At 71.9% G+C, this 21,684-nt stretch carries 15 protein-coding genes; 10 read left to right on the top strand and 5 right to left on the bottom strand.

Annotation, left to right across the window (positions count from 1 at the left end):
• Positions 1-303: 303 nt before the first annotated feature.
• From B1H29_RS13615 to B1H29_RS13600, 4 genes are all read left to right on the top strand, one after another.
• On the top strand, positions 304-1,779 hold the full coding sequence (locus tag B1H29_RS13615) for a xanthine dehydrogenase small subunit (protein ID WP_055418141.1): 1,476 nt from the start codon (positions 304-306) through the stop codon (positions 1,777-1,779).
• Entirely contained in the window at positions 1,776-4,220 is a 2,445-nt protein-coding gene (xdhB, locus tag B1H29_RS13610) for a xanthine dehydrogenase molybdopterin binding subunit (RefSeq protein ID WP_055418140.1), read from the top strand. The genes B1H29_RS13615 and xdhB overlap by 4 nt, the downstream gene beginning before the upstream one ends.
• Position 4,221: 1 nt before the next feature.
• Positions 4,222-5,094, top strand: coding sequence for a xanthine dehydrogenase accessory protein XdhC (gene xdhC / locus B1H29_RS13605; protein ID WP_234393007.1), 873 nt, complete (start codon positions 4,222-4,224; stop codon positions 5,092-5,094).
• Between the two features lie 171 nt (positions 5,095-5,265).
• Entirely contained in the window at positions 5,266-5,769 is a 504-nt protein-coding gene (locus tag B1H29_RS13600; protein ID WP_055418139.1) for a nucleoside deaminase, read from the top strand.
• A 161-nt stretch (positions 5,770-5,930) separates the two neighbouring features.
• On the opposite strand, the gene B1H29_RS13595 is transcribed toward B1H29_RS13600, so the two are convergent.
• From B1H29_RS13595 to kdgD, 3 genes are all read right to left on the bottom strand, one after another.
• Complete coding sequence (locus tag B1H29_RS13595) at positions 5,931-7,439, bottom strand: GntP family permease (RefSeq protein ID WP_055418138.1); 1,509 nt, start codon at positions 7,437-7,439, stop codon at positions 5,931-5,933.
• A gap of 100 nt (positions 7,440-7,539) precedes the next feature.
• A complete protein-coding gene (locus tag B1H29_RS13590; protein ID WP_199832335.1) occupies positions 7,540-8,898 on the bottom strand; it encodes an enolase C-terminal domain-like protein in 1,359 nt (452 codons plus the stop codon).
• Positions 8,899-9,509: 611 nt separating this feature from the next.
• Entirely contained in the window at positions 9,510-10,436 is a 927-nt protein-coding gene (kdgD, locus tag B1H29_RS13585) for a 5-dehydro-4-deoxyglucarate dehydratase (protein ID WP_055418137.1), read from the bottom strand.
• A gap of 280 nt (positions 10,437-10,716) precedes the next feature.
• Between kdgD and B1H29_RS13580 the strand changes: the two genes are divergently transcribed.
• From B1H29_RS13580 to B1H29_RS13555, 6 genes are all read left to right on the top strand, one after another.
• A complete protein-coding gene (locus B1H29_RS13580; protein ID WP_055418136.1) occupies positions 10,717-11,592 on the top strand; it encodes a LysR family transcriptional regulator in 876 nt (291 codons plus the stop codon).
• Between the two features lie 174 nt (positions 11,593-11,766).
• Positions 11,767-13,809, top strand: coding sequence for a thioredoxin domain-containing protein (locus tag B1H29_RS13575; RefSeq protein ID WP_055418135.1), 2,043 nt, complete (start codon positions 11,767-11,769; stop codon positions 13,807-13,809).
• 207 nt (positions 13,810-14,016) lie between these two features.
• Positions 14,017-15,279 (top strand): glycosyltransferase, encoded by a 1,263-nt coding sequence (locus B1H29_RS13570; protein WP_055418134.1) that lies wholly within the window; start codon positions 14,017-14,019, stop codon positions 15,277-15,279.
• Positions 15,276-16,931 carry an ArnT family glycosyltransferase gene (locus B1H29_RS13565; RefSeq protein ID WP_055418133.1) on the top strand — a complete coding sequence of 552 codons (1,656 nt, stop codon included), beginning with the start codon at positions 15,276-15,278 and terminating at the stop codon, positions 16,929-16,931. The genes B1H29_RS13570 and B1H29_RS13565 overlap by 4 nt, the downstream gene beginning before the upstream one ends.
• Complete coding sequence (locus tag B1H29_RS13560) at positions 16,928-18,109, top strand: glycosyltransferase (protein ID WP_055418132.1); 1,182 nt, start codon at positions 16,928-16,930, stop codon at positions 18,107-18,109. Before B1H29_RS13565 ends, B1H29_RS13560 begins: the two co-directional genes overlap by 4 nt.
• A gap of 20 nt (positions 18,110-18,129) precedes the next feature.
• Positions 18,130-20,538: a galactose oxidase-like domain-containing protein gene (locus B1H29_RS13555; protein WP_055418131.1), complete on the top strand. Its 2,409-nt coding sequence runs from the start codon at positions 18,130-18,132 to the stop codon at positions 20,536-20,538.
• On the opposite strand, the gene B1H29_RS13550 is transcribed toward B1H29_RS13555, so the two are convergent.
• Together B1H29_RS13550 and B1H29_RS13545 are read right to left on the bottom strand one after the other, a co-directional pair.
• On the bottom strand, positions 20,525-20,878 hold the full coding sequence (locus B1H29_RS13550; RefSeq protein WP_055418130.1) for a hypothetical protein: 354 nt from the start codon (positions 20,876-20,878) through the stop codon (positions 20,525-20,527). The two genes, B1H29_RS13555 and B1H29_RS13550, sit on opposite strands and share 14 nt — an antisense overlap.
• A 48-nt stretch (positions 20,879-20,926) precedes the next feature.
• A complete protein-coding gene (locus tag B1H29_RS13545; RefSeq protein ID WP_055418129.1) occupies positions 20,927-21,658 on the bottom strand; it encodes a Mut7-C RNAse domain-containing protein in 732 nt (243 codons plus the stop codon).
• Positions 21,659-21,684 lie beyond the last annotated feature (26 nt).

The raw sequence follows: 21,684 nt of genomic DNA, 5'->3' as shown, positions 1-21,684 counted from the left end.
CCGATAACCATGACTGGCGAAAGGAGGCGACCGGCGGATGAACACGAACTCCGATCTGGGACGCCTCGCCCGCCGTACCGTCTGGGTTTCGGGCCGGGTCGCGCACGGCTGCTGACAACGCCGTTCTGCTGTGCCCGTGAACGGGGCACATCTCGGGTTTCCCCTTCATCACTTCACGGCATGCCGCTGTCGCGTGCCGATGTGCGCTCGCTTTTCTCAAGCGGCGCGTCCGGACATAGAAAGCTGCCTGAAATTGGCGAACATGATGAATCGACCTGTCCCGAGTCGAAATGAAGGTCTGTCATGGTAGCGGCACGGATCACGGTAAACGGGAAAGAGGCACCGATCGCACCGGCCGCGGCCCACACCACGGTGCTGGACTTCCTGCGCGAGCGTGGCCTCACCGGTACGAAGGAGGGCTGCGCCGAGGGTGAGTGCGGGGCCTGTTCGGTCCTGGTGGCCCGCCCCGGGGTGAACAAGCCCACCGACTGGGTGCCGGTCAACGCCTGCCTGGTCCCGGTCGCGGCGCTCGACGGTCAGGAGGTCGTCACCTCCGAGGGCCTCGCCACCGCCGGCGAACCCGGCACGCTGCCCACCCTGCACCCGGTGCAGCAGGAGATGGCGGTCCGCGGCGGCTCACAATGCGGCTACTGCACGCCGGGGTTCATCTGCAGCATGGCCGCCGAGTACTACCGGCCCGACCGCTGCGCGCACGCGGACTCCGGCCCGGACGCGACCGACGGCACCGACGCCGAGCACGGCCCGAACGGTTTCGATCTGCACGCGCTCAGCGGAAACCTGTGCCGCTGCACCGGATACCGCCCCATTCGCGATGCCGCGTTCGCCGTCGGCGCGCCCACGGACGAGGACCCGCTGGCGCGGCGTCGCGAGCAGGCATCGCCCGCACCGGTCGCCACCGAATACGACCAGGACGACAGCACGTTCCTGCGGAAGAACACCCTGGCCGAAACACTGCGGTCGCTGCGCGAGCGGCCCGACGCGGTGGTGGTCGCCGGAAGCACCGACTGGGGCGTCGAGGTGAATATCCGTTCCCGCCGGGCGGATTGCGTGGTCGCCGTCGACCGGCTGCCCGAATTGCGGGAACTGCGGGTCGCATCCGACCACATCGAGATCGGGGCGGCTCTGACGCTCACCGAGATCGAACGCCGCCTCGACGGAACGGTCCCGCTGCTGGCGGAGCTGTTCCCGCAGTTCGCGTCCCGGCTCATCCGCAACGGTGCGACCCTGGGCGGCAACCTGGGAACCGGCTCGCCCATCGGCGACAGCCCGCCGGTGCTGCTGGCGCTGGAGGCCTCGGTGGTGCTCGCCGACGCCGACGGCGAGCGTACGGTCCCGCTGGCGGACTACTTCACCGGCTACCGGCAGAGCGTGCGGCGCCCCGGCGAGCTGATCCGCGCGGTGCGCGTCCCGCTGCCGCTGTCTCCGGTCGCGGCCTTCCACAAGATCGCCAAGCGGCGCTTCGACGACATCTCCAGCGTGGCGGTCGCCTTCGCGCTCGACATCGAGGCGGGGATGGTCCGCAAGGCGCGCATCGGTCTGGGCGGCGTGGCCGCCACCCCGGTCCGCGCTCTCGCCACCGAGGCCGCTCTGGAGGGCAGGCCCTGGGCGGCGGGAACCGTCGAGGCCGCGGCCGAGGTGCTGCGGGGGGAGGGCACGCCGATGAGCGATCACCGCGCCAGCGCCGACTACCGCTCCGCGATGCTCGGCCAGAGCCTGCTGAAGCTGTACGCACAGACCACCGAGGCGGTGCCGTCATGAGCCAGTTGTCCGAGCGTCCCGAAAAGTCCGTCGTCGGCGTCTCGATGCCGCACGAGAGTGCCGTCCAGCACGTCACCGGCACCGCGCTGTACACCGACGACCTGGTCCAGCGCACCAAGGACGTGCTGCACGCCTACCCCGTCCAGGTCATGAAGGCCCACGGCAGGATCACCGCGCTGCGCACCGAGCCCGCGCTCGCCGTGCCCGGAGTGGTCCGCGTGCTGACCGGTGCCGACGTGCCCGGCGTCAACGACGCCGGAATGAAGCACGACGAACCGCTCTTCCCCGACGAGGTCATGTTCCACGGCCACGCGGTCGCCTGGGTGCTCGGCGAGACCCTGGAGGCGGCCCGGCTCGGCGCGGCGGCCGTGGAGGTGGAGCTGGCGGAGCTGCCCTCCCTGATCACGCTGCAGGACGCCATCGCGGCGGGCAGCTACCACGGCGCCCGGCCGGTCATGGCGCACGGCGACATCGACGCCGGCTTCGCCGACTCCGCGCACGTGCTCACCGGCGAGTTCCAGTTCTCCGGTCAGGAGCACTTCTACCTCGAGACGCACGCGGCGCTCGCCCAGATCGACGAGGACGGGCAGGTGTTCGTCCAGAGCAGCACCCAGCACCCTTCGGAGACCCAGGAAATCGTCTCCCACGTGCTCGGTGTGCCCGCCCACGAGGTGACCGTGCAGTGCCTGCGGATGGGCGGCGGCTTCGGCGGCAAGGAGATGCAGCCGCACGGGTTCGCGGCCATCGCCGCGCTCGGTGCCAAGCTGACCGGCCGGCCGGTCCGGTTCCGGCTCAACCGGACCCAGGACCTGACCATGTCCGGCAAGCGGCACGGGTTCCACGCCACCTGGAAGATCGGCTTCGACGCCGAGGGCCGCATCCAGGCCCTGGACGCCACGCTGACCGCGGACGGCGGCTGGAGCCTGGACCTGTCCGAGCCGGTGCTGGCCCGGGCGCTGTGCCACATCGACAACACGTACTGGATCCCCAACGCGCGCGTCGCCGGGCGCATCGCCAAGACCAACACGGTCTCCAACACCGCCTTCCGCGGCTTCGGCGGACCGCAGGGCATGCTGGTGATCGAGGACATCCTGGGCCGCTGCGCGCCGCGGCTCGGCCTGGACCCCAGGGAGCTGCGGGAACGCAACTTCTACCGGCCGGGCCAGGGCCAGACGACACCGTACGGGCAGCCGGTCACGCAGCCCGAGCGGATCGCCGCCGTCTGGCAGCAGGTCCTGGACAACGGCGGCGTCGCCGATCGCGAGCGCGAGATCGCCGCCTTCAACGCCGCGCACCCGCACACCAAGCGGGCCCTCGCGATCACCGGCGTCAAGTTCGGCATCTCGTTCAACCTCACCGCGTTCAACCAGGGCGGCGCGCTGGTGCTGATCTACAAGGACGGCTCCGTCCTGATCAACCACGGCGGCACCGAGATGGGCCAGGGCCTGCACACCAAGATGCTGCAGGTGGCCGCGACCACGCTGGGCATCCCCCTGCACAAGGTGCGCCTCGCCCCGACGCGGACCGACAAGGTGCCCAACACCTCCGCCACCGCGGCCAGTTCCGGTGCGGACCTCAACGGCGGGGCGGTGAAGAACGCCTGTGAGCAGTTGCGCGAGCGGCTGCTGCGGGTGGCCGCGAGCCAGTTGGGGTCGAACGCCTCGGACGTGCGCATCGTCGAGGGCGTCGCGCGCGCCCTGGGCAGCGACGAGGAGCTGGCCTGGGACGACCTCGTACGCACCGCCTACTTCCAGCGGGTCCAGTTGTCGGCGGCCGGTTACTACCGCACCGAGGGGCTGCACTGGGACGCGAAGACGTTCCGGGGCTCGCCCTTCAAGTACTTCGCCGTCGGCGCCGCCGCCGCCGAGGTCGAGGTGGACGGCTTCACCGGCGCGTACCGCCTCCGGCGGGTGGACATCGTGCACGACGTCGGCGACAGCCTCTCCCCGATGATCGACATCGGCCAGGTCGAGGGCGGTTTCGTGCAGGGCGCGGGCTGGCTGACGCTCGAGGACCTGCGCTGGGACAGCGGCGACGGTCCCCACCGCGGCCGACTGCAGACCCAGGCAGCCAGCACCTACAAGCTGCCGAGCTTCTCGGAGATGCCCGAGGAGTTCAACGTCACGCTGCTGGAGAACGCCACCGAAGAGGGCGCGGTGTACGGGTCCAAGGCGGTCGGTGAGCCTCCGCTGATGCTGGCGTTCTCGGTGCGGGAGGCGTTGCGGCAGGCCGCCGCCGCCTTCGGGCCGGGCGGGGCCGTCGTCGAGTTGGCCTCGCCGGCGACACCGGAGGCCGTGTACTGGGCGATCCAGTCGGTGCGCCAGGACGCCGCCTCACGGAACGAGCCGACCCGCGACGGGGCCGCCACCGCCGGCCACGCCGGAAACGGGCAGGTGGACGGCGCGGTCCGGACCGACGCAGAAGCGCTGAGCGGTGCCTGACATGACATGGGTCGCCGCGGTCGCGCGGTTGCGGGCACGCCGGGAGTCCGGCGTGCTGGTGACCGTCGCGACCGTGCGCGGCCACGCCCCGCGCGACGCCGGTGCGAAGCTCGTCGTGGGGCGGACCGAGACGTGGGGCTCCATCGGCGGCGGCAACGTCGAGGCCGTCGCGATCGACCGGGCCCGGGAGATGATCGCCGCGTCCGGGCCGGAACCGGAGCTGATCGACTTCGCCCTGAACGACAAGGTGACCAACCAGCACGGCGTCCAGTGCTGCGGCGGCACGGTCTCGGTGCTGCTGGAACCGCTGCCGGTGGTACGCGCGGTGGCGATCTTCGGTGTCGGGCACGTCGGGCTGGAACTGGCGCGCATCCTGGCACGTCAGGACCTCGACCTCCACCTGGTCGACAACCGCTCCGGCATGCTCACCGAGGAGCGGCTCGACGTGCTGGCGGACGCGGTGGCGCAGGTGCACGTGCATCACACGCCGCTGCTGCCCGAGGAGGTGCTGGCCGAACTGCCGCACGGCACCCACGTCCTGATCATGACCCATGATCACGCCGAGGACGCCGCTCTGTGCGACGCCGCCCTGCGCACCACCCATCTCGCCTCCGTCGGGCTGATCGGTTCGGCGGCCAAGTGGGGACGGTTCCGCAAACGCCTCGCCACCGAGGGCGGCCACGACGAGGCCGCCCTCGACCGGATCAAGACCCCGATCGGGCTGGCCGACATCACCGGCAAGGAACCCGCGACGATCGCCGTGAGCGTCGCGGCCGATCTGCTGCGCACCTTCGAGACCGAGGGCGCCTGCGACGGGCCTGGGCCTGCCACGCGCCGTCCGGCCGACGAACACGGGCCCGACCGGTCCTTGTAGGAGTCTACGAAGCGTCGTTCTCAGCCCGCCCGCTGTTCGTGCCTTCGGCCTCTGGCCGGTTGTGATCGGCAGGATGTGTACTCCCCGTACAGGCTGGGATTCCGCGGACGCCCCGAACCGCGCCGAGGGGCGTCGCGGGCCCACCACTCACACGCCAACCAGGGGACACCCATGACCACCCACACCGTCGAGACCGGCAGCCGCGAATTCGAGCGGGCCTGGATGGACCAGGCCATCGAGCTCGCCACCACCAGCGTCCACAACGGCGGCGGCCCCTTCGGCGCCCTCGTCGCCAAGGACGGCGAGATCGTCGCGCTCGCCAACAACCGGGTCACCTCCAGCCTCGACCCCACCGCGCACGCCGAGGTCAACGCGATCCGCGCCGCCTGCCAGAGGCTCGGCACCTTCAGCCTGGAAGGCTGCACCCTCGTCACGTCCTGCGAGCCCTGCCCGATGTGCCTCTCCTCCTCCCTGTGGGCACGCGTCGACCGGCTCATCTTCTGCGCCGACCGCCACGACGCCGCCGTGGCCGGCTTCGACGACCGCAAGTTCTACGACCTGTTCGAGAAGCGGCCCCAGGAGATGTGGCCCATGTCCGTCGAGCACCTCGACCTGCCCCACCGCACCCAGCCGTTCGACGCGTGGATCGCCAAGACCGACCGCGTCGACTACTGACCGGCAGCCGCCTCCCTTCGGCGGAAGGGGCGAGGTGTCCTGCCACTTGGGATTCCCCGGATGACCGTGCGGCGTGCCGGTGATGTGGCACGCCGCTGCCCGCGGCACGGGGCCGCGGGCAGCGGGGGGCGGCGTTCAGGCGGTGCGTTCAGGCGGTGCGTTCAGACCAGGGCCAGGACGCCGCTGAGGGCGGCGGCGATGGCGAAGGCGGTCAGCCCCAGGAACGTCTCCATCAGCGTCCAGCTCTTCAGCGTGGTGCGGATGTCGATGCCCATGTACCGGTTGAAGAGCCAGAAGCCGGAGTCGTTGACGTGCGACAGCACCGTGCCGCCCGCTGCCACGGCCACTACGACGAGTGCGATCTCCGGCTGGGAGAGGTCCAACTCGCGGATGAGCGGCGCCACGATGGGCGCGGTGGTCACGATCGCGACCGTCTTCGAGCCGAGCGCCACCCGAAGGACCGTCGCTATGAGGAACGCGAGCACCACGGCCGGCAGCGCCGTCGCGCCCATCAGATCCGCCAGCGCGTCCCCGGCGTTCGACTGCTCGAGGACGGCGCCGAAGACTCCGCCCGCGCCGGTCACCAGCAGCACCAGCGCCACCGGGCCGAGCGACGCGGAGGCCGCCTTCTCGATGCGCTCCATGCTGAAGCCGCCCCGCACACCGAGCATCCAGATCGACAGCAGTGTGGCGATGGTGAGAGCGATGACCGGGGCACCGATGAACTCGAGCGCCGTACGCAGTGCGCCCTCGTCGAAGACCAGGCTCGCGAAGGTGTGCAGCATGATCAGCAGCACCGGAAGAACGATCACGAACACGGTGACGCCCAGCGAGGGCGGCGCATGTGACGGGGCCTTCGTCTCCTGGCCCTGCGCGCCGGTCGCCTCCGAGCGGCCCGCCTCCGAGCCGCTCGCCTCGCCGGTGCCCGCCTTCGACGACGCAAGGGTGCGCGCGTGGTCGGGGACCGGGATGTTCATCCGGTCACCGATCTTGACCCCGAAGAGGTAGGCGCCCACGAACCAGGCCGGAATGCCGCATATCAGCCCCATGACGGCCACCCAGCCCAGGCTCGCGCCGAGCAGACCGGCGGCGGCGACGGGACCCGGGTGCGGGGGCAGCACGGCGTGCATGATGGCCAGGCCGCCGACGGCGGGCAGGGCCACGCTGATCAGCGAGCGGCCGGAACGCTCCGCGACCGCGTAGATCAGCGGCATCAGCAGGATGAAGCCGACGTCGAAGAAGACGGGTACGCCCACCAGGAGCGCGGTGAGCCCCACGGCGAGCGGCGCCCGCTTCTCCCCGAAGGACGCCAGGAGCCTCCCGGAGAGCACCTCCACGGCACCGGACTCCTGCATGACCCGCCCCAGCATCGCGCCGAGGGCGACGATGATCGCGATCTCGCCGAGGGAGTCCCCCATGCCCTGTTCGAGCAAGCCGGGCAGTTCGTCGAGGCTGATCCCGGCGGCGACGGCGAAGCCGATGCTCACCAGGAGCAGGGCGAGGAAGGCGTGCAGCTTCACCTTCACGACCAGGAGCAGCAGCAGCGCGACCCCGCCCGCCACGAGCAGCAGCAGCGCCCAAGGCGGCAGGCTCCAGGTGGTGGTCGGCGCATCGGCTGCCAGTGTGGTCCAGGGCAGCCCGGAGGGGAGATCCGATGGTGCAGTAGGCATCGTTGCCTCCTGTCAGGCATGGATGACCCGGCAGGCCATGAGCGGCTCGCCTGCCGGGCCGAGGGCGGCGCGGGGCCGGTGGCTGCCGGCCCCGCGGGTATCAGTCCCGGTCGAGAGCCGGGCGCTTGGGGTCGAAGGACCAGCCGGGTACGAGGTAGCGCATCGCCACCGCGTCGTCGCGGGCGCCGAGTCCCTCGCGCTCGTACAGTTCGTGCGCGGCCGCGACCTGCTCCTCGTCCAGCTCGACGCCGAGGCCGGGCGCGTCGGGGACGCGCAGCAGCCCGTCGCTGATCGTGAGCGGGTCGCGGGTGAGGCGCTGGCCGTCCTGCCAGATCCAGTGCGTGTCGATCGCCGTGATCTCGCCGGGTGCCGCGGCGGCGACGTGCGTGAACATCGCCAGCGACACGTCGAAGTGGTTGTTCGAGTGCGAGCCCCAGGTCAGCCCCCACGCCTGGCACAGTTGCGCCACCCGTACCGAGCCGCTCATCGTCCAGAAGTGCGGGTCGGCGAGCGGGATGTCCACGGCGTCCGTACGGAGCGCGTGGCTGAGCTGCCGCCAGTCCGTGGCGATCATGTTGGTGGCGGTGGGCAGGCCGGTGGCCCGCCGGAACTCCGCCATCGTCTCCCGGCCCGAGTAGCCGTTCTCGGCGCCGCAGGGGTCCTCCGCGTAGGCGAGGACGTCCCGCAGGCCACGGCCGGTCCGGATCGCCTCGTCCAGCCGCCAGGCTCCGTTCGGGTCGAGGGTGACGCGGGCCTCGGGGAAGCGCCGCGCGAGTGCGGTGACGGCCGCGGCCTCGTCCTGTGCGGGCAGCACGCCGCCCTTGAGTTTGAAGTCGCGGAAGCCGTAGCGCTCGTGCGCCGCCTCGGCCAGCCGTACGACGGCCTCGGGGGTGAGCGCCTCCTCGTGCCGCAGCCGCAGCCAGGCGTCGGCCGGGTCCCCGGCGCCGCCCTCGTTCCGCGGGCCGCGGTAGTCGAGGTCCGTGCGGTTGCGGTCGCCGATGTAGAAGAGGTAGCCCAGGACGGGCACCTCGGTGCGCTGCCGCCCGTCGCCGAGCAGCTCGGCGACGGGCACGCCCAGGTGCTTGCCGTGCAGGTCGAGGAGTGCCGACTCGACTGCCGCGGCGGCGTGCACCGCCACGCGCAGGTCGAAGGTCTGCGTCCCGCGCCCGCCGGAGTCGCGGTCCGCGAAGTGTCCCCGTACTCGCGCGACGAGGGAGCGCAGCCGGGCCACCGGCTGTCCGACGACGAGTTCCGCGGCCGCCTCCAGCGTGCGGCGGATCGGCTCACCGCCGGGGACCTCACCGAGGCCCGTCCTCCCGTCCGAGTCGGTGAGGATCACCAGGTTGCGGGTGAAGTAGGGGCCGTGCGCGCCGCTCAGGTTGAGCAGCATGCTGTCCCGGCCCGCGACCGGTACGACGCGCATCGCGTCCACTTTCGGCCCGTGTTCTGTCACTGCCATGTCCGCCCATCTCCTGTCTCTGTGTCTTCCGCGTGGCTCAGTGCCGGCCCGGTTCGCCGTCGACGTGGCGCCACAGCCCCTCGGGGTTGCCGTCCGCCGGCGAGCGGGGCAGCAGTTGTCCGGGCAGGTCCTGGCAGGCAACAGCACGCGTCCGGCTCCCCGTTCGAGTACGGGCAGCAGCTCGCGGGCCGCCTCCTGGTCGCCTTCGGCGGTGTGGACCGTGGCGGTGAGCTGCCTCTCCAGGGCGCGCAGTACGCCGGTGACCTGCTCCAGGTCGCGGCAGCGCACCGCCAGCGCGGCGGGGGCCGAACATCTCCCGCCGCAGGGCCGGTTCGGCGGCGAAGTCGTCCGCGCCGACCGCCATGAGTACGGCCCGGGAGGGGCTCGCGCCGTCCGGCGGTGTGCCTTGCGGCTCGGCTTCCGGGGTGCGGTCGGAGTGTGGTGCGGGCACCAGTAATCCTTACGTGCGGGGCGTGCGGGGCGTGCGGGGCGTGCGGGGCGTGCGGGGCGTGCGGGGCGTGCGGGGTGTGCGGGGCGTACGCGGTGTTCAGGGCGTACGCGGTGTTCAGGGCGTACGGCCCCGGGGGCGGCTGTCCTGGGAGGGGTGGCCGTCAGGCGGAGAGGCCGGGCAGCCGCTCGACCAGCGCGGTGAGTTCGGCGAGCTCGTCCCCGGTGAGGTCGGTGAGCGGCGGGCGCACGGGGCCGGCGGGGTGACCGACCGCGGTCATGCCCGCCTTGACGATGCTCACCGCGTAGCCGGGCCGCCGGTTGCGGATCTGCGTGTACGGCAGGACGAAGCCGTCCAGCATCCGCGCGACGTCCTCGCGGCGGCGCTCCCGCACGGCGTCGTAGAAGGAGAGGGCGAACTCCGGGGCGAAGTTGAAGATGGCGGACGAATAGGTGGTGACGCCGAGTTCGAGGTAGGGCAGCGCGAACGTCTCGGCGGTGGGCAGACCGCCGATGTAGGTGAGCCGGTCGCCGAGGCGGGTGTGGATCCGCGTCATGGCCTCGATGTCGCCGATGCCGTCCTTGTAGCCGATCAGGTTGGGGCACGCCTCGGCGACCCGCGCGAGGGTGTCGGCGCAGTACACGGCGTTGGCCCGGCCGTACACGATGACGCCCAGCGAGGTGGCGCGGCAGACGGCTTCGACGTGCGCGGCCAGCCCCTCCTGGGAGGCCTCGGTGAGGTAGGGCGGGAAGAGCAGGATCCCGTCGGCGCCCGCGCGCTCGGCGGCGGCGGCGAACTCGCACGCGGTACGGGTGCCGTAACCGGCGGGCGCGAGGATCGGCGTTTCCTCGGGTGCGCTCGCCACGGCGGCGGCGGTGACCCGCTCGACCTCGACGGGAGTGAGCGAGAAGAACTCACCGGTCCCGCCGGCGGCGAAGAGGCCCCCGACGTCGTACGCGCCCAGCCGGGCGATGCTCGCGCGGTAGGCGTCCTCGTCGAAGGACAGATCACCGGCGAAGTGGGTCACGGGGAACGACAACAACCCGGACCCGACGCGACGGCCGAGCTCGACGGGGGAGAAGGAGGACATGGCTGCATTGCTCCAGGTGTCAACGGAAGGGGGCGGCGGCCGGGCGCGGCCCCTCGGGGTGGTGGGAACCGCGCGAGACCCCGCCCGGCCGGGAAGGGCCGGGCCCGGCAACGGCGGCTCGCTCCGGGCGACCTCGCGGACCACCGGCGGGGGTGCGCGGTGCGTCGTGCTGGTCGGGACCGCCGGACGAGTCCCACCGTTGGCGTTCCGACGAAGTTAAGGTCGTTTCTGATCCACGTCCAACATCACTTTTGGATCCAGTAATACTCGGAGAGCATGAATGTTCACCCTCGCGCAGTTGGCCGGCTTCGTCGCCGTGGCCGAGGAACTGCACTTCACGCGAGCAGCCGAGCGTCTCCGGATGACCCAGCCACCGCTGAGCCGCCAGATCCAGTTGCTGGAGAGCGAGCTGCGGGTGGAGCTCCTCGACCGCACGACGCGCTCCGTCCGGCTCACCCCCGCCGGGCGCGCGTTCTTCCACGAGGCCCGCCGTATCCTGCGCCAGGCGCACGACGCGGCCCTCGCCGTCCGTCAGGTCTCCGCCGGGGAGGCCGGGGTGGTGGCCGTGGGCTTCACCGCCGCCAGCGCCTACTCGAGTCTCGGCCGCCTGCTGGAGACGGCGCGTGGCGTCATTCCGGGCGCGGACATCGTGTTGCGCGAGATGGTCACCCGCGACCAGTTGGCGGCCATCGCCGAGGGCGCCCTCGATCTGGGCATGGTGCGTCCCGCCGCCATCGGCCCCGGTCTCGTCTCGCGTCCCGCCGCCCGTGAGGCCCTCCTCGCCGCCCTGCCCGCCGGCCACCGGCTGGCCGAGCGGGACGAGGACCCGCACATCACCGACTTCGACGGGCAGGAGCTGCTGATGTACGCGCCCGTCGAGGCGCGCTACTTCCACGAGCTGCTGATCAGCATCTTCCGCGCCGCGGGGATCATGCCCGAGTTCACCCAGTACCTCACGCAGGTGCACAGCATCCTGGCGATGGTCAACGCGGGCTGGGGTGTCGCGCTCGTCCCGGAGACGGCCGCGCAGATGCGCTTCCCGGGCGTCGTCTTCCGCCCCGTCGGCCTGACCGCGCCCGCCTCGGCCGAGCTGGACCTGGTGTGGAGGAAGAACAACGACAACCCGGCGCTGCACGTCCTCCTCGAACATCTCTAGTGTCTTCGACGCCGGCCGCACCGTTCCCGGCGACAGAACGACAGAACGACAGAACGACAGAACCCCGCCCCGGCCACGCGCGCACCGAGCGGCCACTCCCGCGCCCCGTCCGCGAGTCCCTTCCCCCCCCGTGGCGTATCGGCGGGGCGGCGGCGCGTGCGCGAGGATGGAGGTATGCCCAACCGACTTGCGCAGGCGACGTCCCCGTACCTCCTCCAGCACGCGGAGAACCCGGTCGACTGGTGGCCGTGGGAGGACGGCGCCTTCGAAGAAGCCAGGCGGCGTGACGTCCCCGTCCTCCTGAGCGTCGGCTACAGCGCGTGCCACTGGTGCCACGTGATGGCGCACGAGTCGTTCGAGGACGGGCCCACGGCCGAATTCCTCAACTCGCACTTCGTGAGCGTCAAGGTCGACCGCGAGGAGCGCCCCGACGTCGACGCCGTCTACATGGAGGCCGTGCAGGCGGCGACCGGGCAGGGCGGCTGGCCCATGACCGTGTTCCTCACGCCGGACGCCGAGCCCTTCTACTTCGGCACCTACTACCCGCCGGAGCCCCGGCACGGCATGCCGTCCTTCCGCCAGGTGCTCCAGGGCGTCCACCAGGCCTGGGCGGAACGACGCGACGAGGTCACCGAGGTCGCGGGGAAGATCGTGCGGGACCTCGCCGGGCGGGAGATCTCCTACGGCGACGCGCGGCCGCCCGGGGAGGCGGAGCTCGGGCAGGCGCTGCTCGGACTCACCCGGGAGTACGACCCGCAGCGCGGCGGGTTCGGCGGGGCACCGAAGTTCCCGCCGTCCATGGTGGTCGAGTTCCTGCTGCGCCACCACGCCCGCACCGGCGCCGACGGCGCGCTGGAGATGGCCCGCGAGACCTGCGAGCGGATGGCGCGCGGCGGAATCTACGACCAGTTGGGCGGCGGCTTCGCCCGGTACTCCGTCGACCGCGAGTGGGTCGTGCCCCACTTCGAGAAGATGCTCTACGACAACGCCCTGCTGTGCCGCGTCTACGCCCACCTGTGGCGCGCCACCGGCTCGGACCTCGCCCGCCGCGTCGCGCTGGAGACCGCCGACTTCATGGTGCGCGAACTGCGCACCGCCGAGGGCGGGTTCGCCTCCGCGCTGGACGCGGACAGCGACGACGGAACGGGCCGGCACGTCGAGGGCGCGTACTACGTGTGGACGCCCGCGCAGCTCACCGAGGTCCTCGGGGCCGACGACGCCGCACTCGCCGCGCGGTACTTCGGCGTGACCGAGGAGGGCACCTTCGAGCACGGGTCCTCCGTGCTGCAACTGCCGCGGCAGGAGGACGGGTTCGACGCCGAGCGGATCGCCTCGGTCAGGGAGCGGCTGCTCGCGGTGCGGGACGGGCGGCCCGCCCCGGCCCGGGACGACAAGGTGGTCGCCGCCTGGAACGGCCTCGCGATCGCCGCGCTCGCCGAGACGGGCGCCTACTTCGAGCGCCCCGACCTGGTGGAGGCCGCCGTGGCCGCCGCCGACCTGCTCGTGCGGCTGCACCTCGACGAGCAGGCCCGGCTCTCCCGCACCAGCAAGGACGGCCGGGCGGGCGCCCACGCCGGGGTGCTGGAGGACTACGCCGACGTGGCGGAAGGTCTCCTCGCGCTCGCGTCGGTCACCGGGGAGGGCGTCTGGCTGGACTTCGCCGGGCTGCTGCTCGACCACGTCATCACCCGCTTCACCGACGAATCCGGCTCCCTCTACGACACCGCGGCCGACGCCGAGCGGCTGATCCGCCGCCCGCAGGACCCCACCGACAACGCCACCCCGTCCGGCTGGACCGCCGCCGCGGGCGCCCTGCTGTCCTACGCCGCGCACACCGGCTCCGAGCCGCACCGCACCGCGGCCGAGCACGCCCTCGGCGTGGTGAAGGCGCTCGGCCCGCGCGTCCCGCGCTTCGTCGGCTGGGGGCTGGCCGCCGCCGAGGCGCTGCTCGACGGACCCCGTGAAGTCGCCGTGGTCGGACCCTCGTTGAGCGACGGTGCCACGAAGGGCCTGCACCGTACGGCACTGCTGGGGACGGCGCCCGGCGCGGTCGTCGCCTTCGGCGCCGAGGGGAGCGACGAGTTTCCCCTGCTGGCCGGCCGGCCGCTGGTGGACGGGGCGCCGGCCGCGTACGTCTGCCGGAACTTCACCTGTGACGCACCGACGACCGACCCGGAGCGGCTGCGTATCGCGCTGGGTGCCGCCCTGAACAGCTAGAACGACATAAGCGGAAGCATTCGGAACGCGACCGGCGGGCGAATTGTTCAGACCCGGTCCTCATTGTGAGGAAACACGCTCTTCACCCAAACACCTTATGAGTTTCACAGGTTACCCCTAGTCTCTTCACCGTGACGCGGCGGAGCGGGCGCCCGATTCGGGTGCTCCGCCGCGCAGGGGGAGTTCGAAGATCTGGGGGGATCTTTCTTGCTTACGTCCGTTTTCATCGCTGCCGTTTCACTGGCGCTTTTCTGGATGGCGGCGTTCACGCTCTGGTGGCAGATGCACGCCTGGCGTACGCCGGAGGTACTCGCCTCCACCCGGTTCAGCCGGCCCGACGGCGACGAGCACGTGTCGTTCTCGCTGCTGCTGCCCGCGCGCCACGAGCAGGCCGTGCTCGACCACACCGTCCAGCGGCTGCTCACCTCGTCCCACACCGACTTCGAGATCATCGTGATCGTCGGGCACGACGATCCGGCGACCACCGCCGTCGCCGAGAAGGCCGCCGACCGTGATCCGCGGGTCCGGGTCGTCGTCGACACCCACGAGAAGAAGAACAAGCCGAAGGCCATGAACACGGCGCTGCCGCACTGCCGCGGCGACGTCGTCGGCGTCTTCGACGCCGAGGACCAGGTCCATCCCGAACTGCTCGCCCACGTCGACCACGCCTTCCGCACCACCGGCGCCGACGTGGTGCAGGGCGGGGTCCAGTTGATCAACTTCCACTCGAGCTGGTACAGCCTGCGCAACTGCCTGGAGTACTTCTTCTGGTTCCGCTCCCGGCTGCACCTGCACGCGCAGAAGGGGTTCATCCCGCTCGGCGGCAACACCGTCTTCGTGCGCACGGACGTGCTGCGGGCGGCCGGCGGCTGGGACCCGGACTGCCTGGCCGAGGACTGCGACCTCGGCGTACGGCTCTCCAGCACCGGCAGGAAGGTCGTCGTCGCCTACGACTCCGACATGGTCACCCGGGAGGAGACCCCGGGCACGCTGGTGTCCCTGCTCAAGCAGCGCACCCGCTGGAACCAGGGCTTCCTCCAGGTGTACCGGAAGAAGGACTGGAAGCAGCTCCCCACCTTCACCCAGCGGCTGCTGGCCCGCTACACCCTGATGACGCCCTTCCTGCAGGCCTTCACCGGCGTGATCATCCCGCTCAACGCGGCCGTCGCGCTCTTCCTGGACGTGCCCGTCGGCATCGCCTTCGTCACCTTCCTGCCGGCCGTAACCGCCCTGGTCACCTTCGTCTTCGAGGTCGTCGGCCTGCACGACTTCGGCAAGCAGTACGGCCTGCGGGTCCGCTTCACGCACTACCTGAAGCTGATCGTCGGCGGCCCCTTCTACCAGGTCCTCCTCGCCGGGGCCGCGGTCCGCGCCGTATGGCGTGAGCAACGCGGCCGCAACGACTGGGAGCTGACCAGCCACGTGGGCGCCCACCTGGCCCCCGCGGACCGAGAGGACGTTCCCGCGTGACCTCCACCCTCCCCGCGGCGACCGGCGCCAAGGTCCCCGCGCAGCGCCGCCCTGCCCACGACACCGGCCCGGGCCCCGGAACCGGACCGGGGGCGCCGCCGGGCCGTCTGCGCTCCTCGCGCCCCGACCTGCTGCTGTGCGGCGGGCTCCTGGTGGCGATCATGCTCGTGCAGGGCTGGAACGTCTCCGACTACCCGACCCTCAGCGACGACGAGGGCACCTACCTCGCCCAGGCCTGGGCCGTCCAGCAGGGCGAGGGCCTGGCCCACTACACCTACTGGTACGACCACCCGCCGCTCGGCTGGATCCAGATAGCCGTGCTGACCTGGATACCCGCGCTGCTCAGCCCCGAGTCGATGACCGTCGGCGCCATGCGCGGCGTGATGCTGATCATCAGCGCCGTCTCCGCGGTCCTCGTCTACGTCATCGCCCGCCGGCTCTCCCTGCCCCGCTGGGCGGCGGGCCTGGCCATGGCCCTCTTCGGCCTCTCCCCGCTGTCCGTGGTCCTCCAGCGGGAGATCTTCCTCGACAACCTGGCGGTGATGTGGACGCTGCTGGCCTTCGCGCTCGCCGCCTCCCCCAGCCGCCACCTGTGGCACCACTTCGGCGCGGGCATCGCCGCGGCCACGGCCGTGCTCACCAAGGAGACGATGCTCCTCGTCCTGCCCGCCGTGCTGGTCACCATGTGGCGGCACAGCCATCCGGACACCCGCAAGTTCGCGGTGACCGGAGCCGTCACGGCCTGCGCGCTCATCGGGTTCTCCTACCCCCTGTTCGCCCTGCTCAAGGGCGAGCTGCTGCCGGGCGCCGGGCACGTCTCCCTGTGGGAGGGCATCGAGTACCAGCTCACCCGCCCCGGCTCCGGCTTCATCCTCGACGAGGGTTCCGGTTCCTGGGGCGTCCTGCAGTCCTGGCTGTACTACGACCGCGTCCTGCCGCTCGGCGGCCTCGCCGGGGCGCTGCTCCTGCTGGCCACCTGGCGCTGGTCGGTCACCGCGCGGGCGCTGGCCGGACCGGCCCTCACCGTCGCGATCCTCGCCGCCCTCGCCCTGCGCCCCAGCGGCTACCTGCCCGCGATGTACGTCATCCAGGCCCTGCCCTTCCTCGCCCTGGTACTGGCCGGCGGCGCCGCGAGCGTCGCCCACGCCGTGCTGCGCAGAGGGCGCGCGGAGGCCGAGAAACGGGGCGTCACCCTCGGCCGGTACGCGCTCGCCGGCGTCCTGGTGCTCGCCGCCGGCGCCTACGTCGTACCGCGCTGGTACGACGGCGACCGCACCGCCGTCACCGCCGACGCCAACGCCCCCTACGAGGCCGCCGCCGACTGGCTGGCGACCGAGGTGGTGAACCCGGAGGACACCCGCGTCCTCGTCGACGACGCGCTCTGGCTGGACCTCGTGCACGCCGGGTACGAACCCGGGCTCGGCGTCATCTGGTTCTACAAGGCGGACCTCGACCCGGCGGTGACGAAGACGATGCCGGGCGGCTGGCGCGACATCGACTACGTGGTCGCCTCCCCGACGGTGCGGCGTGACGCGGTCGACCTGCCCAACGTCAGGGCCGCCATGAACCATTCGGCCCCGGTCGCCGTCTTCGGCACCGGTGCGGACCGCATCGAGATCCGCCGTATCCAGCCCTCCGGAGCCGCCCGATGAGCCACGAGTCCACCGTCCCCGGCGAGCTGGGCCGTCCGGCCGTACGAGCCTCGGAGGTACCCGAGCCGGGTGCCGTCACCATCGTCGTACCGACCTTCAACGAGTCCGGGAACGTACGGCGGCTGCTGCACCTGATCACGGAGTCGGTGCCCGCCCGACTGCCCTGCGAGGTCGTCTTCGTGGACGACTCCACCGACGACACCCCGGACGTGATCCGCGAGGCGGCGCTCGACTGCCCCTTCCCGGTCACCGTCCTGCACCGGGACGAACCGGCCGGCGGGCTCGGCGGCGCGGTCGTCGAGGGCATGAAGGCGGCCGGGTCGGACTGGATCGTCGTCATGGACGGCGACTGCCAGCACCCGCCCTCCCTGGTACCGGAGCTGGTCGCCACCGGCGAGCGGGCGAACGCCGGGCTCGTCGTCGCCTCCCGCTACATCAAGGGCGGCAGCCGCGCCGGGCTGGCCGGCAGCTACCGGATCGCCGTCTCGCGCGCGGCGACCTGGCTGACCAAGGCGCTCTTCCCGCGCCGACTGCACGGCGTCAGCGACCCGATGAGCGGCTTCTTCGCCATCCGCCGCAGCGAGGTCACCGCCGAGGTGCTCAAACCCCTCGGCTACAAGATCCTCCTCGAACTGGCCGTCCGCAGCCGCCCCCAGGCCGTCACCGAGGTGCCGTTCGTCTTCGAGGAGCGGTTCGCCGGCGAGTCCAAGTCCACGGCGCAGGAGGGGCTGCGCTTCCTGCGCCACCTGGCCGGGCTGCGCACCACCTCGCCGCTGGCCCGCATGGTCGTCTTCGGGCTGATCGGGCTGAGCGGCTTCGTGCCGAACCTGGCCGCGCTGTGGGCGCTCACCGAGGCCGGGGTGCACTACCTGCCCGCCGAGATCGTCGCCAACCAGTTCGGCGTGGCCTGGAACTTCCTGCTCCTGGAGCGGGTGCTGTTCCGCGACCGGCGCCGGCACCGGCACTGGGCCGACCGGACCCTGCGGTTCGCGCTGATCGCCAACGCCGACCTGGTGCTGCGCATCCCGCTCATCGCCCTGCTGGTCGGGCAGTTCGGGCTGACCGTGCTGCCGGCCACCGCCCTGGCCCTGGTCATCACCTTCGTCCTGCGCTTCGCCGGGACGGAGGCGCTCGTGTACCTCCCGCGCAGGCGCCGTGGACCAAGGAGTGACGCATGAGAAGACTCGAGGAGTGACGCATGAGAAGACCCCGAAGGAGAACCTCCGCCCTCCTGGCGGTGTCCGCCCTCACCGGCGGCCTCCTCCTCACCGCGCCCCAGCCCGCCTCGGCCGCCAACCTGATCGAGAACCCCGGCTTCGAGACCGCCGGCACCGGCGACATGCCGTACTGCTGGGAGAAGTCCGGCTGGGGCGACAACGACTTCACCTTCGGGACCGTCGGTGACGCCCACTCCGGCACCAAGGCCATGAAGGTCGAGCTGACCCGCCGCACCGACGGCGACCGCAAGGCCCTGATCACCGAGTCCGCCGAGTGCGCGCCGGTGGTGACGCAGGGCAAGCAGTACGACCTGTCCCTCTGGTACAAGACGACGACCCCGGACGCCTCCCTCACCCTCTTCCGGCACGACGCCACCGCGGGCTGGCAGTACTGGACCGACCTCAAGACCCTCGACATGGCGGCCGACTGGACCGAGGCGAGCGTCCGCACGCCCGAGGTCCCGGCCGGCACCGACCGGTTGAGCTGGGGCGTCTCCGTCTACGGCACCGGCTCGGCGACGACCGACGACTACACGATGGAGCAGGTCGCCGACCCGGTGCCGGTCCCGGGGTGCACGGGCACCGCCGAGGAGTGCGCCAACGGCCGCTGGGACGTGCTGCCGACGCGCAACCCGGTCCGTTCGATGCACTCGGTCGTCCTCCACAACGGCAAGGTGCTGCTGATCGCGGGCTCCGGCAACGACCCGGAGATGTTCGAGGCGGGCACCTTCACCTCGGCCGTCTACGACCCGCGGACCGGCGAGTACACGACGATCCCGACGCCCGAGGACATGTTCTGCGCCGGGCACGTGCAGCTCGAGGACGGCCGGGTCCTCGTCATGAGCGGCAACGCCGGCTACCCGTCGGCGGACGGCTCGATCGGCTACCAGGGCTACAAGGACTCGTACATCTTCGACCCGGAGACCGAGACCTACGCCAAGACCAACGACATGAACGACGGCCACTGGTACCCGTCGGCGACGATCCTCGGCAACGGCGACGTCATCTCCTTCGGCGGCCTGCGCGAGGACTCCACCGGGTCGGTGACGGCCGACCTGTGGTCCGCCGAGCAGCAGAAGTGGCTGCCGACCTGGCAGGTCAACCAGACCTGGTCGTACTGGGGCCTGTACCCGTCGATGATCCTCATGCAGGACGGGCGGCTCTTCTACTCGGGCAGCCACGTCTTCGGCAACAACATCCCGGGCACCGGCTCGGCGATCTACGACTACGACGCCAACACCATCACCCAGGTGCCGGGCCTCGAGGACAAGGACGAACGCGACCAGTCCGCCAGCGTGCTGCTGCCCCCGGCGCAGGACCAGAAGGTGCTGACCATCGGCGGCGGCAACATCGACTCCAACCCGGACGCCAACCGCCTGACCGACATCATCGACCTCAAGCAGCCCGACCCGGCCTACGTCGCCGGCCCCCCGCTCCCGCAGGGCACCGTCGACCTCGGCGAGGGACCGGTCCCGCAGACCGGCGACCAGGGCAAGATGTACGTCTCCACCGTCCTGCTGCCCGACGGCACCGTGCTGGAGACCGGCGGCGCCCTGCACAACCGGGCCGACCCGGTGTACGAGACGTCGATCTTCGACCCCGCGACGGAGACCTTCGACCCGGTGGCCGCGGACCCGGAGGCCCGCGGCTACCACTCCTCGGCGTTCCTGCTGCCCGACGGCCGGGTGATGACGACCGGCGACAACCCGGGCAACGGCTCCTGGAACCACGACGTGTCGGTCTACACCCCGCCCTACCTGCTCAAGGGCGAGCGTCCGACGATCACCTCGGTCATCGACACCGAGTGGAACTACGGCGACACCCAGCGGATCACCGTCGACCGGCCCGTGGCCAAGGCCGAGCTGATCCGCCCCGCCGCCGTCACCCACTCCTCCGACCCGAACCAGCGGTTCGTGGACCTGCCCCTGTCCGTCGACGGGAACAACGTCGACCTCAACGTCACCAGCAACCCCAATCTGGCCCCGCCCGGCTGGTACATGCTCTTCGCGGTCGACGCGAACGGTGTGCCGTCGGTGGCCAAGTGGGTGCACCTCGACGGCCCGCGGGCGCTGAGCAGCAAGGACGCCTCCGCGCACGTCCACTCCTTCGCCGACGCCCCGTCCGGCAAGGCCGCGGGGCCCGGCCGGAAGCGCGCGTCGCACCCGGTCGGCCCCGCCGTCTCCGGCTGCGACCGGCACTACGGCACCGCCAACGTCTGCGTGCCGACCGCCTTCCCGGCCGAGGTGAAGAAGACGACGGCCGACCGCTGCGACTGGCTGGAGCGCAACGACTACGGCCGCCTGGCGGTCAACGGCCAGGACGATCCGCTGCGCCTGGACCCGGACGGGGACGGCACCGCCTGCGGGAAGGGGGACGTCAGGCGCCGCTGAGGATGAGCGCGCCCAGCGTGAGCTGAGCGCCCCACTGCAGGACCACAGCCCCGCACCTGGCCGACGTCCACCGGGCGCGGGGCCACGCCAGTGCCAGTACGCCCAGGACGGCCGCCGCCCACAAGCAGGCCCACAGCGCCTCGCCCGGGACGGCCGAGCACTGCTCGCCGTACGTCAGACAGCGGCCGCCGCGTTCGGTGGCGAGCACGGCGAGCCACGCGACGACGACGGTCGGCGCCAGCAGGACGAGCCCGGCCGCGGACCACCCGGTCAGGGCGCGGGCGGCGGGCGGCGGTGCGGCGGCGGACCGCGGCGCGGTGGGCGGGGTCGGGGTGCTCATGCCCTCCATCACACCGCGCCGGCCGCCCCCGGTGATCGGCCCGCGTACTCAACCGCCCTGAGTACCCCGGCGCACCGCCGCCTCGACGATGGCCTCCAACTGCTCGTGGTGCGCGCCCTTCCAGTACGCGCGTCCGCACGCGCGGCACTGCGCGAACACGTCGTACGACCGCTCGGTACCGCCCTTGAGCTGGTCCGCCACCTCCTCTTTGGTGGCCTCCTGGAGCAGTCCGTTGCAGGCGGTGCACCTGGTCCACGGGCGCAGCTCGGGCCGGAACCGGTCCAGGACCTCCTGGAGCTGGTCGCCGGGGCGGGTGCTGTAGACGTAGGCGCCGGCCCACAGCTCGCGGCGGCGCAGCAGGCCGCGGTCGCGGCTGAGCATGACCCGCTTCTCGGCCGCCGACAGCGCGGCGAGCGCCGGGTCGCCGAGGTCCGTCGACTCGTACGCCGTGTCCACGCCGAGCAGCCGCAGTCGGCGGGCGAGGGTGCCGAGATGCACGTCGAGCAGGAAGCGCAGGGGTGCGCCCGGGACCCGCTGGGGGTGCTCCACGGGCCGTACGCTCACCGACTCGCCGCCCGTGGGGACGTGTCCGGGCGGCACCTCGCGGCCGTCCACGAGGAGCGTGCCGACCTCGGTCAGCGGGACGCCGAGGGACTCGACGACGTGGCCGAGCGTGGAGACGCCGTCCGTGGCCGTGCGGGCGGCGCCGGTGGGGCGGGCGCGCGGGACGAACAGGTGCAGTTGCGGGGCGAACTCGACGCGGATCTCGGGACCGTTCACCCGGTCAGGATGCCACGGGCCGGGGA

The sequence above is a fragment of the Streptomyces pactum genome, assembly GCF_002005225.1.
GTDB classification, from domain to species: domain Bacteria; phylum Actinomycetota; class Actinomycetes; order Streptomycetales; family Streptomycetaceae; genus Streptomyces; species Streptomyces pactum_A.
Note: the sequence above shows the minus strand (reverse complement) of the source record. Positions and strands in the feature narration are given on the sequence as shown.

Bases quoted from the DNA above. Each gene is read 5' to 3' on its own strand.
- B1H29_RS13615 (WP_055418141.1), top strand. From the start codon at position 304: ATGGTAGCGGCACGGATCACGGTAAACGGGAAAGAGGCACCGATCGCA.
- xdhB (WP_055418140.1), top strand. From the start codon at position 1,776: ATGAGCCAGTTGTCCGAGCGTCCCGAAAAGTCCGTCGTCGGCGTCTCG.
- xdhC (WP_234393007.1), top strand. From the start codon at position 4,222: ATGACATGGGTCGCCGCGGTCGCGCGGTTGCGGGCACGCCGGGAGTCC.
- B1H29_RS13600 (WP_055418139.1), top strand. From the start codon at position 5,266: ATGACCACCCACACCGTCGAGACCGGCAGCCGCGAATTCGAGCGGGCC.
- B1H29_RS13595 (WP_055418138.1), bottom strand. From the start codon at position 7,439: ATGCCTACTGCACCATCGGATCTCCCCTCCGGGCTGCCCTGGACCACA.
- B1H29_RS13590 (WP_199832335.1), bottom strand. From the start codon at position 8,898: ATGGCAGTGACAGAACACGGGCCGAAAGTGGACGCGATGCGCGTCGTA.
- kdgD (WP_055418137.1), bottom strand. From the start codon at position 10,436: ATGTCCTCCTTCTCCCCCGTCGAGCTCGGCCGTCGCGTCGGGTCCGGG.
- B1H29_RS13580 (WP_055418136.1), top strand. From the start codon at position 10,717: ATGTTCACCCTCGCGCAGTTGGCCGGCTTCGTCGCCGTGGCCGAGGAA.
- B1H29_RS13575 (WP_055418135.1), top strand. From the start codon at position 11,767: ATGCCCAACCGACTTGCGCAGGCGACGTCCCCGTACCTCCTCCAGCAC.
- B1H29_RS13560 (WP_055418132.1), top strand. From the start codon at position 16,928: ATGAGCCACGAGTCCACCGTCCCCGGCGAGCTGGGCCGTCCGGCCGTA.
- B1H29_RS13555 (WP_055418131.1), top strand. From the start codon at position 18,130: ATGAGAAGACCCCGAAGGAGAACCTCCGCCCTCCTGGCGGTGTCCGCC.
- B1H29_RS13550 (WP_055418130.1), bottom strand. From the start codon at position 20,878: ATGAGCACCCCGACCCCGCCCACCGCGCCGCGGTCCGCCGCCGCACCG.